At 71.8% G+C, this 15,435-nt stretch carries 12 protein-coding genes and 1 pseudogene; 7 read left to right on the top strand and 6 right to left on the bottom strand.

All coding sequences use genetic code 11. The annotated features are described in order from the left end of the window. Positions 1-71: 71 nt before the first annotated feature. Positions 72-974, top strand: coding sequence for a DUF3626 domain-containing protein (locus OG303_RS05890; RefSeq protein ID WP_405865433.1), 903 nt, complete (start codon positions 72-74; stop codon positions 972-974). Here the strand turns inward: OG303_RS05890 and OG303_RS05885 are convergent. Together OG303_RS05885 and OG303_RS05880 are read right to left on the bottom strand one after the other, a co-directional pair. Beyond that, positions 926-1,522, bottom strand: a complete 597-nt coding sequence (locus OG303_RS05885; protein ID WP_405877105.1) for a PAS domain-containing protein — start codon at positions 1,520-1,522, stop codon at positions 926-928. The two genes, OG303_RS05890 and OG303_RS05885, sit on opposite strands and share 49 nt — an antisense overlap. A gap of 174 nt (positions 1,523-1,696) precedes the next feature. Next, a complete protein-coding gene (locus OG303_RS05880; protein WP_405865431.1) occupies positions 1,697-3,394 on the bottom strand; it encodes a glycoside hydrolase family 13 protein in 1,698 nt (565 codons plus the stop codon). Between the two features lie 212 nt (positions 3,395-3,606). On the opposite strand from OG303_RS05880, the gene OG303_RS05875 reads away from it, so the two are divergent. The 5 genes and pseudogenes from OG303_RS05875 to OG303_RS05855 all read left to right on the top strand — a co-directional run. Further along, the gene (locus tag OG303_RS05875; RefSeq protein WP_405865429.1) at positions 3,607-4,659 is read left to right on the top strand and encodes a LacI family DNA-binding transcriptional regulator; all 1,053 of its coding nucleotides are present in this window, start codon (positions 3,607-3,609) and stop codon (positions 4,657-4,659) included. 140 nt (positions 4,660-4,799) lie between these two features. Continuing rightward, positions 4,800-7,994 (top strand): cytochrome P450, encoded by a 3,195-nt coding sequence (locus tag OG303_RS05870; RefSeq protein WP_405865427.1) that lies wholly within the window; start codon positions 4,800-4,802, stop codon positions 7,992-7,994. Positions 7,995-8,018: 24 nt separating this feature from the next. Then, positions 8,019-8,993 (top strand): phosphotransferase family protein, encoded by a 975-nt coding sequence (locus tag OG303_RS05865; protein ID WP_405865425.1) that lies wholly within the window; start codon positions 8,019-8,021, stop codon positions 8,991-8,993. A 91-nt stretch (positions 8,994-9,084) separates the two neighbouring features. Beyond that, the gene (locus tag OG303_RS05860) at positions 9,085-10,377 is read left to right on the top strand and encodes an ROK family protein (protein WP_405865424.1); all 1,293 of its coding nucleotides are present in this window, start codon (positions 9,085-9,087) and stop codon (positions 10,375-10,377) included. An 18-nt stretch (positions 10,378-10,395) separates the two neighbouring features. Next, positions 10,396-10,482, top strand: a pseudogene (locus tag OG303_RS05855) (dipeptidase); the annotation flags it as partial. Between the two features lie 25 nt (positions 10,483-10,507). Here OG303_RS05855 and OG303_RS05850 read toward each other — a convergent pair. After that, positions 10,508-11,467, bottom strand: a complete 960-nt coding sequence (locus OG303_RS05850) for an SDR family NAD(P)-dependent oxidoreductase (protein ID WP_405865422.1) — start codon at positions 11,465-11,467, stop codon at positions 10,508-10,510. A 399-nt stretch (positions 11,468-11,866) separates the two neighbouring features. Then, positions 11,867-12,904: a PHP domain-containing protein gene (locus OG303_RS05845; protein WP_405865420.1), complete on the bottom strand. Its 1,038-nt coding sequence runs from the start codon at positions 12,902-12,904 to the stop codon at positions 11,867-11,869. Between the two features lie 110 nt (positions 12,905-13,014). Between OG303_RS05845 and OG303_RS05840 the strand changes: the two genes are divergently transcribed. After that, complete coding sequence (locus OG303_RS05840) at positions 13,015-13,257, top strand: hypothetical protein (RefSeq protein WP_405865418.1); 243 nt, start codon at positions 13,015-13,017, stop codon at positions 13,255-13,257. Between the two features lie 12 nt (positions 13,258-13,269). On the opposite strand, the gene OG303_RS05835 is transcribed toward OG303_RS05840, so the two are convergent. Together OG303_RS05835 and OG303_RS05830 are read right to left on the bottom strand one after the other, a co-directional pair. Further along, positions 13,270-14,499 carry a ricin-type beta-trefoil lectin domain protein gene (locus tag OG303_RS05835; RefSeq protein WP_405865416.1) on the bottom strand — a complete coding sequence of 410 codons (1,230 nt, stop codon included), beginning with the start codon at positions 14,497-14,499 and terminating at the stop codon, positions 13,270-13,272. A 139-nt stretch (positions 14,500-14,638) separates the two neighbouring features. Then, entirely contained in the window at positions 14,639-15,307 is a 669-nt protein-coding gene (locus OG303_RS05830; protein ID WP_405865415.1) for a VanZ family protein, read from the bottom strand. Positions 15,308-15,435 lie beyond the last annotated feature (128 nt).

Below are 15,435 nucleotides of genomic sequence, written 5' to 3'. Positions count from 1 at the left end.
TTGCGGATGTTCCGACCGGTGAGTGATCTTTTGAAGAGGGCTCATCGGGGTTCTTCCGGGAAGGGCAGTCAGTGGACATCGGGAACGTCGGCTCGGCGCGGGCACGCGACGCGCTGGGCCATGTCGCCGCCCGCTCCACGGGCCCGGCCGTCGGCCCCGACCTGCGGATCACGCTGAACTTCCACCCCGACCGGCTCACCGGCGGGCTGCCCATCCTCCGGGCGCTGGCCCAGGACGGCGCCTACCACTCGCAGTTCGTCACCGGCACGAGCAACGGCGGCCTCACCGCACACCCCGGCGGCGACCGCTGGCGCTGGGAGAGCCGGATCTTCGGGGGTGCCTACGACGACGCGGCCCCGCACGACCGGCCCGTGTACGGCGCGCTGAACTTCCGGCGCCAAGTGGTGGGCGCGGCACCGCGGTTCGGCTCCTCGCACTTCCGGCTCGGCGCCGAGGCGCTCACCCGGACCACCCTCTGCTATCCCGACAGCGCGGCCGAGCCGACCGAGTTCGGGGTCGCCGCCGGCATGTCGCTCATCGCTCTCGCCGAGGCCGACGAGCAGGACGCCCTCAACGACTACATCGAGGCCCAGGTCCACGGCGGCGTCCTCCTCGCCGCGCACGTGGAGGCGCTGGTCCTGGACGCGAGCTACCGCGGCACGCCCGTCGAGGCCGCGGCCCGCCTGCTGCCCTGCCCCGTCGAGTGGCACCCCGGCTACCGGCTCACCGTGACCGAGCTGCGGCGCCACGCCGACTACCGAGGCCCGGAATACGCGGAGTTGGGCGCCCGGATCGCCGAGGACGGCCACCTCGACCCGCGGATCATCGGCGACGCCGCCCGCACCGGCCGCCATGAGCTGCAGGACCTGAAGATGGTGTGGCACACCCTCGCCCGCTTCGGCGCACCCGAGGGAGCCGGCACCGCCTACGCGCCGGGCGGCCACACTCCGGGCGTGAGAACGCCGAGCGCGTAGGCCCGGGCGACCAACTCGGTACGGTTCGACGCGCCCCAGCGTGCCGACAGCCGCCGTAGGTGATACGTGACGCCGTCCGTGCTGAGGCCGGTCTCCTTGGCGGCCCTGGTCGTGGTCGCGCCCCCGGCCAGCAGTGAAAGGATGCGCGCCTCCACCGGTGCGACCAGGGCGGGCGCGTCCGCGAGCGGCTCGCGTTCGCCCTGCACACGCAGCATCACGAGCAGAGCGGGTGTGTCCTGCACGGTGTCGCTGACCGGATCGGCCGTGAGCTCCCCGAACCGCTCGGCCCCGCCCGGCGCCTCCCACCGCACCGACACTTGATACCGCGACCGGTGCCTGAGCCGCAGCGCCTGCGCGATCCGCTCCACCTGCGTCGCCTCCTGCGGCCGGAACAGCTCCAGCACGGCATGGCCACGAAGCCGCCCCGGGGTCGTACCGCACTCGGCCGCCATCGCGGGGTTGGCCAGCAGGACGTTGCCGTACACATCGCACACGGCGACGGGGACGGCGACCCGGTCGAAGAGCGTCAGGGCGCGATTGCGCCACATCACGCCCTCCGCGCTGCCCTCTTCCACCCACACCTCCGCCACCCGTCGCGCGACACGGAGACGCGCATTACGTGCACTACACAATCATGCAGGGCGGTCGCAGGTGAATTGCCGGCCGGCGGTGACGGGGGGAGGCCTGGAGGCGGACCGTTCGGGCCTCCCCGCGGGGAGCAGTTACACGGCGAGCCAGGCCGTGTGGTCCGGCGCCAGCAGACCGTTCTCCACGGGCCCGTCGGCCAGCAGGACCGAGGCGTCGTCGGGCAGCCGGTACGCCTCGGCCGAGAGGTTCACCACGCACACGAAACCAGGGTCGCGGCCGAAGGCGAGGACCCCGGCGGGGGTGTCGAGCCAGGTCAGGACGCCGTCGCCGAGGGCGGGATGCTCGCGGCGCAGGCGCAGGGCAGCGCGGTACAGCTCCAGCGTCGAGCTCTCGTCACCGGTCTGCACGGCCACGCCGAGGTCCGCCCAGAGCGCCGGCTGCGGCAGCCAGGGCTCGGCCCGCGTGCCCTCCGGACTGAAGCCGTACGGGGCACTCCGCCCCGACCACGGGATCGGCACCCGGCAGCCGTCGCGCCCTCGGTCGGTGTGCCCGGAGCGTTCCCAGACCGGGTCCTGCAGCACCGCCTCCGGGAGGTCCTCGACCTCCGGCAGCCCCAGCTCCTCGCCCTGGTAGACGTACGCGCCGCCGGGCAGGGCGAGCATCAGCAGGGCGGCCGCACGGGCCCGCCGGGTGCCCAGTTCCCGGTCCAGGGGGCCCTCTGGCCGGTAGGTCTCGTTGGCCGTCCACCGCTTGACCACCTTGCGGCCGTACCGGCTGGGGTGGCGTACGACGTCGTGGTTGGAGAGCACCCACGTGGCCGGCGCACCGACCGCGCCCAGCATCGCGAGCGAGTCGTCGATGACGGCACGCAGGTCCTTCGCGTCCCAACTGGACATCAGGAAGTCGAAGTTGAACGCCGTGTGCAGGCCGTCCCGGCGGACGTACGCGGCGAGCCGCTCCGGGGTGTCGGCCCATGCCTCGGCGACGAACGAGCGGTCACCGGGGAACTCGTCGGCCACCCGCCGCCACGCGCGGTAGATGTCGTGCACCTCGTCCCGGTCCCAGTGCGGATGGTCGAGGTGCTGCCGCGGCCCCTCGGCCGCCACCTCCGGGCGGGGCGGCAGGTCGGGCAGTTCGGGGTGCTTGACCAGACCGTGCGCCACGTCGATACGGAATCCGTCGACGCCCCGGCTGAACCAGAAACGCAGGATCGACTCGAACTCCGCCCGCACTTCCGGGTGTTCCCAGTTGAGGTCCGGTTGTTCGGGGGCGAACAGATGCAGGTACCACTCGCCGTCGGGCAGCCGTGTCCAGGCCGGGCCGCCGAAGCAGGACACCCAGTCGTTGGGCGGCTCGGCGCCTTCGGGCCCGCGGCCGGCCCGGAAGACGTAACGCTGCCGCTCAGGGCTGCCCGGACCGGCCGCCAACGCCGCCCGGAACCAGGCGTGTTGGTCGGAGGTGTGATTGGGCACGATGTCGGGGATGACACGGATCCCGCGTCGGTGCGCCTCCTCGATAAGCTGCTCCGCCTCGGCAACCGTGCCGAACAGCGGATCGATCTCCCGGAAGTCGGCGACGTCGTAACCGTGGTCGGCCATCGGCGACTTGTACCAGGGGTTGATCCAGATGGCGTCGACGCCGAGCCACTGGAGATACGGCAGCCGGGAGCGGATGCCGGCGATGTCGCCCACCCCGTCGCCGTTCCCGTCGGCGAAACTGCGGATGTAGACCTGGTAGATGACGGCGTCGCGCCACCAGGGAGCGGTGCGTCCCGGCGCTCCGGTCGTACTGATCTTCACTGCCGCTCCTGGGTCGTGTGGAACCGAGGCCATGGTTACGCTGTCACAGCGGATCGAAGCACAATTCTGCAGGCCATTGCCTCTGACGGCTGCTTCCTTGCCTCATCTTCGATGCATACGAGACAGCGATTGCACACTAGGGATACCCGCGGGCGCCCCGTCGATGCATGACGTTCCTGCAATTCCGTGACAGCGCTGTCAGGAGGGGTCTGTGGGCCGGTGCACGCTTCTGCTAGCGTCCGCCCATGCCAGCAGCTCAACGGCACCCCACGATGGCCGATGTCGCCGAGCGGGCCGGGGTCTCCGCATCCACCGTCTCGCGCACCCTGCGGGGACTGTCGAACGTGTCACCGGACGTCCGCGCCCGCGTCGAACAGGCCGCGCGCGAGCTGAACTTCGCGATCTCCCGGCACGCCTCGAGCCTGGTGACCGGCAGGACCGGCGTGGTGGCGGTGCTCGTCCCCACGCTCAACTCGTGGTTCATGGGCTCGGCCCTCTCCAGCCTGGGCCCGCTGCTGCGCGCCGCGGACATGGAGCTGGCGGTCTACGTGATACCCGACCTGGCCGAGCGCGCCTCGTTCTTCGAGCAGCTGCCGGCCCGGCGCAACGCCGACGCCCTGCTGGTCTTCTCCTTCGACCTCACCGCCGAGGAGAGCGCACGGCTCGACGACCTCGGGATGCCCGTCGTCTATGTCAGCCAGCATGCCGACGGGCGGCCGAGCGTGTACGTCGACGACGCGGCCGGGGCCCGGCACGGCACCCGGCACCTGCTCAACCTCGGGCACCGCCGGATCGCCTTCATGCAGAGCCCGGGCGCCACCGGCTTCTCCTTCAGCTCGCACGCGAGGCTGCTCGGCTACCAGCAGGCACTCACCGAGGCCGGCGTTCCGCTGGACGACTCCCTCGTGGTGGCCGCTCCGGCCGAGGACAGGCGCGCCGTCACCGAGGCGCTCGGCGAGCTGCTGAGCCTGCGCGAGCCGCCCACCGCGGTCTTCGCCGAGCAGGACGACCTCGCCGCCTCCCTCATCCGGACGCTGCGGCAGTCCAGGATCGACGTACCCGAGCGGATGTCCGTCCTCGGCTTCGACGACCAGCCGGTGGCCGAGTGGATCGACCTGTCCACGGTGGCCCAGTCGCCCTCCGAGATGGGCCATGTGGTCGGCGAACTGGTCCTGGAGCTGATCAACGACCCCGACGCCGACCTCGGGCGGCACGTCGTTCTGCCGACACATCTGATCCCGAGGGCCTCCACCGCTCCCGCCCCAGGACCCCTCACGGACTTCACGAACCCGGTGTGAGGCGTAGACCGGGGACTTTCGCAAGTCCCCGCGAGCTGTGTCGACTACACGATCGTGTAGTCCCGTGGCGCGGGCGGCCCGGCTCGCTCGACCAACCTTGATCGCAGTACTCCCGTACCGCGAAAGGCAGTTGTCGCGCCATGCCCCCCACCGCTCTGCACCCCCACACCGCAGACACCCTCCTCGGCGTCCCCGTAGTCGACATCACCGCCACCGGACCGGGCCGTACGCCCATCCAGCAGGTCATGAACCTGATGCGCAAGCACGGGCCGGTGCTCGTGCGGCGGCTGCACGGGCGCGACACGCTCTTCGTCAGTGACCTGGACCTGGTGACCGACCTCGCCGACGAGCAGCGGTTCGCCAAGCATGTCGGGCCCGCGCTGGAGAACGTCCGTGCGTTCGCGGCCGACGGGCTGTTCACCGCGTACAACGACGAGCCCAACTGGGCCAGGGCGCACGACATCCTGATGCCCGCCTTCGCGCTCGGCTCGATGCGCACCTACCACCCCGTGATGCTGAAGGTGGCACGCCGGCTCATCGCGTCCTGGGACCGGGCCGCCCGCGCCGGACAGCCGGTCGACGTGCCCGACGACATGACCCGGATGACCCTCGACACGATCGGACTCGCCGGATTCGGCTACGACTTCGGGTCCTTCGGACGGGACGAGGCCCACCCCTTCGTCGAGTCCATGGTCCGCTGCCTGGAGTGGAGCATGACCCAGCTCGCCCGCACCCCGGGCCAGGACCACTCGGCCGCCGACGACGCCTTCCGGGACGACGCCGCCTACCTCGCGCAGGTCGTCGACGACGTCATCGCCTCCCGCGCCGGCACCGGCACCGACCAGGCCGAGGCGGAGGACCTGCTGGGCCTGATGCTCACCGCCCAGCACCCCGTCGACGGCACCACCCTGGACACCGCCAACATCCGCAACCAGGTCATCACCTTCCTGATCGCCGGTCATGAGACGACCTCCGGCGCGATGTCCTTCGCCCTGTACTACCTCGCCAAGCACCCGACCGCGCTCCAGATGGTCCAGCGCGAGGCCGACGCCCTGTGGGGCGACCAGGCCGACCCCGAGCCGACCTACGACGAGGTCGGCAGGCTGACGTACACCCGCCAGGTCCTCAACGAGGCGCTGCGGCTGTGGCCGACGGCCGCCGCCTTCAGCCGTCACGCCCTGAAGGACACGCTGCTCGGCGGACGCGTCCCGCTGCGCGCCGGACAGGCCGTCACCGTGCTCGCCCCGATGCTGCACCGCCAGTCCGTCTGGGGCGACAACCCCGAGCTGTTCGACCCTTCCCGGTTCACCGCCGAGGCGGAGGCGGAGCGGCCCGTGCACGCCTTCAAGCCGTTCGGCACCGGTGAACGCGCCTGTATCGGGCGGCAGTTCGCGCTGCACGAGGCGACCATGCTGCTGGCGATGCTCGTCCACCGCTACCGGCTGCGGGACCACGCCGACTACGCGCTCCACGTGAAGGAGACCCTCACCCTCAAGCCCGAGGGCTTCACCCTGACCCTCACCCCGCGCACCACTGCCGACCGCGCACACGGTGTCCTGCCTGGCGCGCTGCCGGCCGAGACCGCGCAGAACCTCGACACGCACGCCCTGCCCGCCCGGGTCCGCCCCGGCACCGGCGTCCTCTTCCTGCACGGCAGCAACTACGGCACGTGCCGCGAGTTCGCCGCCGGGCTCGCCGACGAGGCCGCCGCGATCGGCTGCGCGACGCAGGTCGCATCCCTCGACGCCTACGCGAACGGCCTGCCCACCGACCGTCCCGTCGTGATCACCGCCGCCTCCTACAACGGCCGCCCCACCGACGACGCCACCGCCTTCGCCGCCTGGCTGGAGGACACCCACGACCTGAAGGACGTCACCTTCGCCGTCCTGGGTGTCGGCGACCGCAACTGGGCCGCCACCTACCAGCACTTCCCGACCCGCATCGACGACCGCCTCGCCGCACTCGGCGCCACCCGCCTCGTCGACCGCGCCGCCGCCGACGCCTCGGGCGATCTCACCGGCGCGGTAAGGGACTTCACGGCCCGCCTGCGTACGGCCCTCCTCGACCAGTACGGCGACCCGGACGCAACCGTCCCCACCAACGACGAGCCCACCACGGCGTACGAGGTCCGCATCCTGACCGGCGGCCCCCTGGACGCGCTCGCCGAGCGGCACGGGCTCGTCCCCATGACGGTCACCGAGGCCCGCGACCTCACCGCCCCCGGACACCCGCGCCGCAAGCGCCTCGTCCGCGTCGCCCTCCCCGACGGCACGACCTACCGCACGGCCGACCACCTGACCGTGCTGCCCACCAACGCGGCGGCCCTGGTCGACCGTGCCGCCGCCGCACTCGGCGTCGACCCCGACAGCGTCCTCGACATCCGGGCCACCCGCCCCCGCCGCGACGGGCTCGCGCTGGACCGCCCGTTGACGGTGCGTCAACTCCTGGCGCACCACGTCGAGTTGCAGGAGCGCCCGACCCTCGCCCAGCTGGCCGCCCTCGCCGCCGCCAACCCCTGCCCGCCCGAGCGCATGGCCCTGGCGGCCCTCCCCGGCGACGACCCGCGCACCCTCGTCGAGGTGATCGAGGACCACCCCGCCCTGCGCGGCGCCCTGGACTGGCCGCAGCTCCTCGACATCCTGACCCCGCTGCGCCCCCGCCACTACTCCGTCTCCTCCTCGCCCGCCGTCGACACCGGTCACGCGGACCTGATGGTCTCCCTGCTGGAAGCCCCCGCACGTTCGGGCAAGGGGCTCTACCGCGGCACCGGATCCGGCTACCTGACCACCGTCGAACCCGGTGACACGGTCCACGCCCGCGTCCAGCCGTGCCGCGAGGCCTTCCGCATCGACACGCGCGACGCCTCGACCCCGGTGATCATGATCGCGGCGGGCACCGGCCTCGCCCCCTTCCGCGGAGCCGTCGCCGACCGTACGGCCGCCCTCGCCGCGGGCGCCGAACTCGCCCCCGCCCTCTGCTACTTCGGCTGCGACGCACCCGACGCCGACTTCCTGCACGCCGAGGAGCTGCGCACCGCCGAAGCCGCCGGAGCCGTCTCACTGCGCCCCGCCTTCAGCGCGGCACCGGAGGGCGACGTGGTCTTCGTGCAGCACCGCATCGCCGCCGAGGCCGACGAGGTGTGGAAGCTGCTCGGCGGCGGGGCCCGGGTGTACGTCTGCGGCGACGGTTCGCGGATGGCGCCCGGTGTGCGGGACGCGTTCCGTACCCTGTACCGGGACCGCACGCCCGGCGCGGACGCGACGGCCGCGGAGCAGTGGCTCGACGGACTGGTCACCGACGGGCGTTACGTCGAGGACGTGTACGCGGCCGGGTGACCGTAGGGGAGAGGTGGGCGCACGGTGGTTGACTCCTGGGAACGGGCCCGACGCATCCTGGCGGACGCGCAGATCCCTCCGGACCGTCTCGCCCACCTGCGCCCCCTGACCGGCGGCACCTACAACACCGTCGAGGAGCTCCGGCTCACCGACGGCAGCCGCTACGTGCTGAAGGTCGCACCGGACGTTCCGGGATTGAGCCACGAGAGACGACTCCTCGTCTCCGAAGCCGAGTTCTACCGGGGCGCCGCCGAGGTCGACGTCCCGGCACCCCGCCTCGTGACCGTCGACGACGACACCGCCGTACGCCATCTGCTGATGACGGCATGTCCCGGCGAGGCATGGGACGGCTCGCTCACCGAGAGCGAACAGGCCTCCCTGCGTACGGAGTTGGGCCGCCAGGTGGCCCGTCTGCACCGGGTGACCGGATCAGCCTTCGGCTACCCGTCGGGTGCGCTCGGCCCGCTGGCCCCCGACTGGCGGACCGCCTTCACCACGATGCTCGACGCGGTCCTCGACGACGCCCGCCGGTACGGTGCCCGGCTGCCCCGCTCGGCCGACGAGGTGGCCCGCACCGTCCGCACCGCGTACCCCGCGCTCGACGAGGTCACCGTCCCGAGCCTGGTCCACTTCGACCTGTGGCGGGGCAACATCCTGGTCGACCGCTCGACGGGGGAGCCCCGCATCGGCGGGCTCATCGACGGGGAGCGCATGTTCTGGGGCGACCCGCTGGCCGACTTCGTCTCCCTGGCGCTGCTGGGGGACATCAGGAAGGAAGAGGCCTTCCTCGGGGGCTACCGGGAGGCTGGCGGGCGGGCCGAGTTCGACACCCCGGCCTCCCTCCGCCTGGCCCTCTACCGCGCCTACCTCTACCTGATCATGCTCACCGAGACGATCCCGCGGGAGGTCGGTGAGGACCAGAACCGCTGGGTCCAGGACGTCGTCGCCCCGGAACTCGTCGCGGCCCTCGACGAGATCGAGGAGCTGGCCACCTCTTAGCTCACATCGTGAACTAAGGGTTGGAGGAATGTCGCGCCGGGCCCGCACTCGGAGGTATGTTGCAGGTCGAACAGGGTGCGAAGGGGGCCATATGGCTGCGGGGCGGAACGGTCGCACGGTACGCGATCTCAGGCGGGCCAACCGCACGGCCGTGCTGCAGCGGCTCTACTTCGACGGACCCCTCAGCCGCTTCGAACTCGGCCCGGCGACCGGGCTCAGCTCCGGCTCGGTCAGCAACGTCGTCGCGGACCTGGTCGCGGACGGCCTGGTAGAGGAGGCCGGCAGCGTCGACTCCGACGGCGGCCGCCCCCGCACCCTGCTGCGCGTGGCACCCGCCAGCGGCCACATGATCGGCGTCGACGTCGGCGAAACCCGGGTGCGGATCGAGCTGTTCGACCTGACCCTCACCGAACTCGCCCGCGCCGAACGCCCCTTGGAGCAGCAGCGCTACGAGGTGGAGGTCATCGTCGGCCACATCCGCGACGGCATCGCCGAGGTCCTCGCGGGCGCAGGCATCGCCCCTGACCAGCTCCTCGGCGTCGGCATCGGCGTCCCGGGCATCGTGGAACGCACCCCGGACCGCGGCGCCGTCGTCCACGGGCAGACCATCGGCTGGGACGCGGTCCCGCTGGAGAACCTGCTCCGCTCCACCTCCCAACTCCCCGACACCGTCCCGTACTTCATCGACAACGGCGCCAAGACCCTCGGCCAGGCGGAGATGTGGTTCGGCGGCGGACGCGGCGCGCGCAACGCGGTCGTCGTCCTGTTCGGCTCCGGCGTCGGCGCCTGCCTCGTCACCCCCGAGGTGGAGTACGGCCGCGCGGTCGAGTGGGGGCATCTGACCGTCCGGGTCAGGGGGCGCCGCTGCCGGTGCGGTGCCCTCGGCTGCCTCGAGGCGTACGCGGGCGCCGAGTCCCTGCTCGACCGGTGGCGCGAGGAGGGCGGGCGCCCGCCCGAGGGTGTCGACGAGGAGACGGCGCTGACCGCCATGCTGTCCGCCGCGTATCCGCCCGAGGGCACCGAGGCCGACCCGGTGGCGCTCGCCGTGCTGGAGGAGACCGCCGAGTATCTGGGTGCCGGCCTGTCCGACCTGATCAATCTCTTCCAGCCCGAGCGCATCCTGATCGGGGGTTGGGCAGGGCTTCAGCTCGGTGCCCGCTTCCTGCCCGCCGTACGGCGCCACGCGACGTCGTACGCCTTGCGGCATCCGGCGGAGAAGGTCACCGTCGAGCTCGGCAGGCTGGGGCCGGACGCGGTCACCGTCGGCGCCGCGATCCTGCCTCTGTCCGACTTCTTCGCCCGTGGCGGTCGCCGCGTCGAACCGGCTCCCGAGGGGCCGGCACCGGCGTGGCGTACGGCGCTGGAGGAGCGCACTCCGCACTAGGCGCTCCGCTGGGGAGCTCATTGGTCGTACGGAGACCGGTACTGGGCACTGATGACGGGGGCGCCTGCGGCCCTTTACGGCCCGAGGGAACTCGAAGGCCGCTGACGGTCCCCGCCCAACTCGGAGGCTGCTATCGGGCGAACGCGTTCACGCCCGTCAGTTCCGCCGACAGGTCCCACAGGCGGGCGGCCTGCTCGGGGTCGATCGCCCAGTCCTTGACGCCGTTGACCGCGTCCTCCGGGGCGGGTTCGGCGATGTCGCAGTCCTCCAGGTAGACGCCGCCGAGGCCGTCCAGCTGCGGGGAGGTCGCCGCCCACACCTGGGTGGCCGCGCCCTGCGGCGGGGTCTTGAAGCCCGCGGGGTTGAGCACGTTGCCGGCCTCGTCGATCCAGCCGCGCTCGACCATCTCCTCCTTGGGGATGTGCCGTTGGAGCGGCGTGATGATGCCGCCGGGGTGGAGCGAGAAGGCGCGCACACCGGCGTCGCGGCCGAGCTTGTCGAGGTGGACGGCGAACAGGACGTTGGCGGTCTTGGCCTGCCCGTAGGCCTCCCACTTGTCGTAGCCCTGACTCCAGTGGACGTCGTCCCAGCGCATGCCCGAGAAGTGGTGGGCGCGCGAGGAGACGGAGACGACCCGGGCGCCGCCCGGTGCGATCGCCGGCCACAGACGGTTGACCAGGGCGAAGTGGCCGAGGTGGTTCGTCGCGAACTGGGCCTCCCAGCCGGGCCCCACCCGGGTCTCCGGGCACGCCATGATCCCGGCGCTGTCGATCACGATGTCGATGTTCCGCCCGGAGGCGAGGAACCGCTCGGCGAAGCCGCGCACACTCTCCAGGTCGCCGAGGTCCAGCTCGTCCACCTCGACGCCGCCGAGGCCGGTCAGCGCCTCCTCGGCGGTCGCCCGGCGGCGGGCCGGGACGACGACATGGGCGCCCGCCTCGGTGAGGGCCCGGGTGGCCTCCAGGCCGATACCCGAGTAGCCGCCGGTGACGATCGCGAGCTTGCCGGTCAGGTCGATGCCCTGGAGGACGTCGTCGGCGGTGCTGGTGGCGCCGAAACCGGATCCGATCTTGTGCTGTGCAGTGCTCATGCCGGAACGCTACGAATTGGAGTGCTCTCGAAGTCAAGCGCGACCCGGCGGCCGGGCGAGGCCGGTCGTCTGCGCCGTGGCATGAAAGAGCCCCGACCGGACGGGGGATCACGGTCGGGGCTCGCCAAGTGGTGGGCACGAATGGCGGTCGCCTCTCGGCGAAAGGCTCCACAGGGCTTCAGCCGAACGATCGTCCCTGTGGGCAAAAGGTGAGGCCCGGGGACACTGTCCCATCCGCACCCACGCGTTGTTCAACGGGCAACCTCTCGTTGGTGTTCCTCTCCCCGCCGTGTTTCGGGGTGATGTGCGTCACCGCCGCTTCAGGGGGCGTCCGGCAGTGCGGGCAACCGGTCGAAGCGGCGGTGACGCACAACGGCGTGCGGGCGGCGCCGGGTCGAGTCAGGGGCTCGCGACTCCCGCGGGCGTGCGCCGCTCCCGGGTCCAGGCGAGCAGGTTGTCCAGGGGCCAGGTGGTCACCACCCGCTCGGCGGGCACCCCGCACTCCTCCGCCCGGGCGCAGCCATGGATCTGCCAGTCCAGCTGGCCGGGCGCGTGGGCGTCCGTGTCGATCGAGAAGAGGACGCCCGCGTCCACCGCCCGGCGCAGCAGCCGCCGTGGCGGGTCGAGCCGCTCCGGCCGGCTGTTGATCTCCAGGGCCGTGCCGTTCTCGGCGCACGCGGCGAACACCTCGTCCGCGTCGAACTCCGACTCGGGCCGCCCCCGCCCGGTCAGCAGGCGCCCGGTGCAGTGCCCGAGCACGTCCGAGTGCGGATCGCGTACGGCGGCCACCATCCGACGGGTCATCGAGCGGGCGTCCATACGCAGCTTGGAATGGACGGACACCACCACGAGGTCGAGATGCTCCAGCAGCTCCGGCTCCTGGTCCAGCGAACCGTCGTCGAGGATGTCGCACTCGATGCCGGTGAGCAGCCGGAACGGCGCCCAGGTCGCATTCAGCTCCGCCACCACCTCCAGCTGCTCCCGCAGCCGCTCGGGCGACAGACCGCGCGCGACGGTCAGCCGCGGCGAGTGGTCGGTCAGCACCGCCCAGTCATGCCCGAGCGCCGCCGCGGCCCTGCCCATCTCCTCGATCGGGCTGCCCCCGTCCGACCAGTCGGAGTGCAGGTGGCAGTCCCCGCGCAGTCGCGCTCGCAGCTCCTGGCCGCCCTGGGGGAGCGGCGCCGCGGCCTCGCCCTCCAGCTTCCGCAGATAGTCCGGCACCTGCCCGGCCAGCGCCTCCCGCACCACCTGCGCCGTCTTCGGGCCGATGCCCTTGAGCGACTCCAGAGACCCGTCGGCCGCCCGCTCGCGCATTTCTTCCCCGGGCAGCGAAGCCAGGACGCGGGACGCCGTGCGGAAGGCGCGGACGCGGTAGGCCGGCGCGAGGGAGCGCTCCAGCAGGAAGGCGATCCGGTCCAGTGCATCGAGGGGATCCATGGTGACCTCCACCTCCAGGGTTGCCCAGCCGCGCCCGGGCCGCACCGCGTGCTCGATCCATGGAGTCCGTGACGAGCCTTCCGCCCGGAATGCGTCCTACGCTCTATTGCATGACGGAAATCGACAGCCCGCGTGTCTCCCGTCCGCGGATCATTGTGCTCGGTGTGCATCCGACCACGCCGCCGTTCCGGATCGTGGAGATCGACGGAGAAGTGGTCGGCGAGGCGAAGTCCATCACCGACGTCCTCGAGGCCGCCGCCGCGTTCGGCATCACGATCCACGACCTGGACGATCCCGACGTGGTGCGCTGGGTGGGCGGCGACAAGTTCACCTGGCGGCCGCGCTTGCGCTGAGAGCAGTGCGGCTCAGCCGACCGTCCACTTCTGGTTGGCTCCGCCCGAGCAGGTCCACAGTTGCAGCCGGGTTCCGTTGTCCGGGACGTTGCCGGTGACGTCCAGGCACTTGTCGGCCTGCGGGTTGACGATGTCCTGCGCCCCGGTGACCGTCCACTTCTGGTTGGGGCCGCCGGTGCAGTCCCACAGCTGGACGGTCGACCCGTCCGCGGTGCCGTTGCCCGTGACGTCCAGGCACTTGCCGAGCGCCCGCAGCGTGCCGTCGGAGCCGACGGTCCACTGCTGCGCGGCGCTGCCGTTGCAGTCGTAGAGCTGCACCGGTGTGCCGTTGGCGGGGTTCGCCCCGGCGACGTCCACGCACTTGCCGGCGAGGCCCCTGATCGCCGCGCCCGTGGCGGTGTCGCCGGTCGTCACCGACACCGAGTCCACCACCAGCTGCTGTGGGAAGGCGGTGGAGCCGTCCGGGTCGCCGGGCCAGTAGCCGCCCACCGCCAGGTTCAGGATGAGGAAGAACGGCTTGTTGAACACCCAGGTCCTGCCGCCCAGGTCGGCGGGCGTACGCCGCTGGTAGACGGTGCCGTCCACCGACCAGGTGATCGAGTCGGGCGCCCAGTCGACGGCGAAGGTGTGGAAGGCGTCGGCGAAGGCCTGGCCGTTCGGCAGTGAGTAGGCCGCGCCTATGCCGCCCGAGCCCGAGTAGCCGGGGCCGTGGATGGTGCCGTGGACGGTCGAGGGCTCGAAGCCCACGTTCTCCATGACGTCGATCTCGCCCGAGTCCGGCCAGTTGACCGGTGTGCCGAGCATCCAGAACGCGGGCCACATGCCCTGCCCGCGCGGGATCTTCATCCGGGCCTCGACGTGCCCGTACTGCGCGTTGAACTTCCCGGAGGTGTTCAGCCGGGCCGAGGTGTACTGGCAGGTGCCGTACCAGCACTGGTAGTTGGCCGGGTTCTCGCGCCGGGCCGTGATCACCAGGTGCCCCTGGCCGTCCAGGGCCGCGTTCTTGTTGCCCGAGGTGTAGTACTGCCGCTCGTGGTTGTTGACGTTGTCGCCGGTCTCGACCTGCCACTTCGAGGAGTCGACCGCGGCACCGGCGGGCCCGTCGAAGGTGTCGGAGAACGTCGCCGCGGCGGCACTCGCCTCCGGCGGATCGGCCTGCGCCGCACCGGTCGCGACGGACGCGACCAGTACGGCGGACAGGGCGGCGAACAGACATCTGCGCAGCAGGCGTGGGGAGGCCACGGCACTTCCTTCCGTACGGCGGCCGGACACACGGGTGGGCCGGCCGAGGTGGGGGGTGAAGGCGTCGCCTCTTGATTTAAGAAGTGAGATAAGGGTGCCGTCAATAGGTTGGTACGGACCAGGAGTTGAAGAAGTTCGGCTAGGCGTCTCCTGCCTTCTTCTTCGCAGACCGGCGGGGCAGCCGTTCCCGCGCGTGCACCGCCCGGCCCAGTCGCCGGCCGAGCAGTACGTAACCGATCAGTGCGCCGCTGGTGTTGAGGATGACGTCGTCGATGTCGAAGGCCCGCCCGGTGATCAGCGCACCCTGGGCGAACTCCACCAGCAGCATGACCACGGCGGTCAGCAGCAGCACCCGCAGCAGTCCGCGGGCCCGTGGGGCGACGACCGGGACGAGGATGCCGAACGGGACGCCCAGCAGCAGGTTTCCGCCGATCTGCTTCACGGCGTCCCGCAGTGCCGGCTGGTCCAGATAGGCCTTCAGCGAGCGGCCCGGATGCAGATTGGTGTGGGCCAGCGACACCGATGCGGGGGAGGGCTCCAGCGTCAGCCGGGCCAGCACCACGGCGAACGCCACCATGAACCCGAAGGCGCACAGCATCGCCAGCAGCCGGATCGGAAAGGGCATCACATGCCGCTCGCGACGGGCCGGCCGCGGTTTGCTCTCAGGCTTGCGCGGCTTGCTCTCGGGCTTGCGCGCCTTGCTTTCGGGCTTGGCGGGCGCGCCTGGCTTGGCGTTCTTGGCGTTCTTGTCGGACTTGGTGGTACGCAGGCGCAACGCTGAACGTGGTCCTAGGGCTGCACGGGCCATCCGGTCCTCCAGTCTTCAACTTCCCTGCGTTCCAGGGCGGTTACCCGCTCGACGGTTGAGAATGCCGCGCCGTCGTGCGAGCGGAGCCCGCCGCCCCGGACCGGGCGCTGCCGCTGCGGCGCCCGGTC

The sequence above is a fragment of the Streptomyces sp. NBC_00005 genome, from assembly GCF_045160215.1.
Taxonomy (GTDB): domain Bacteria; phylum Actinomycetota; class Actinomycetes; order Streptomycetales; family Streptomycetaceae; genus Streptomyces.
This window is presented reverse-complemented; position numbering and strand designations above follow the sequence as displayed.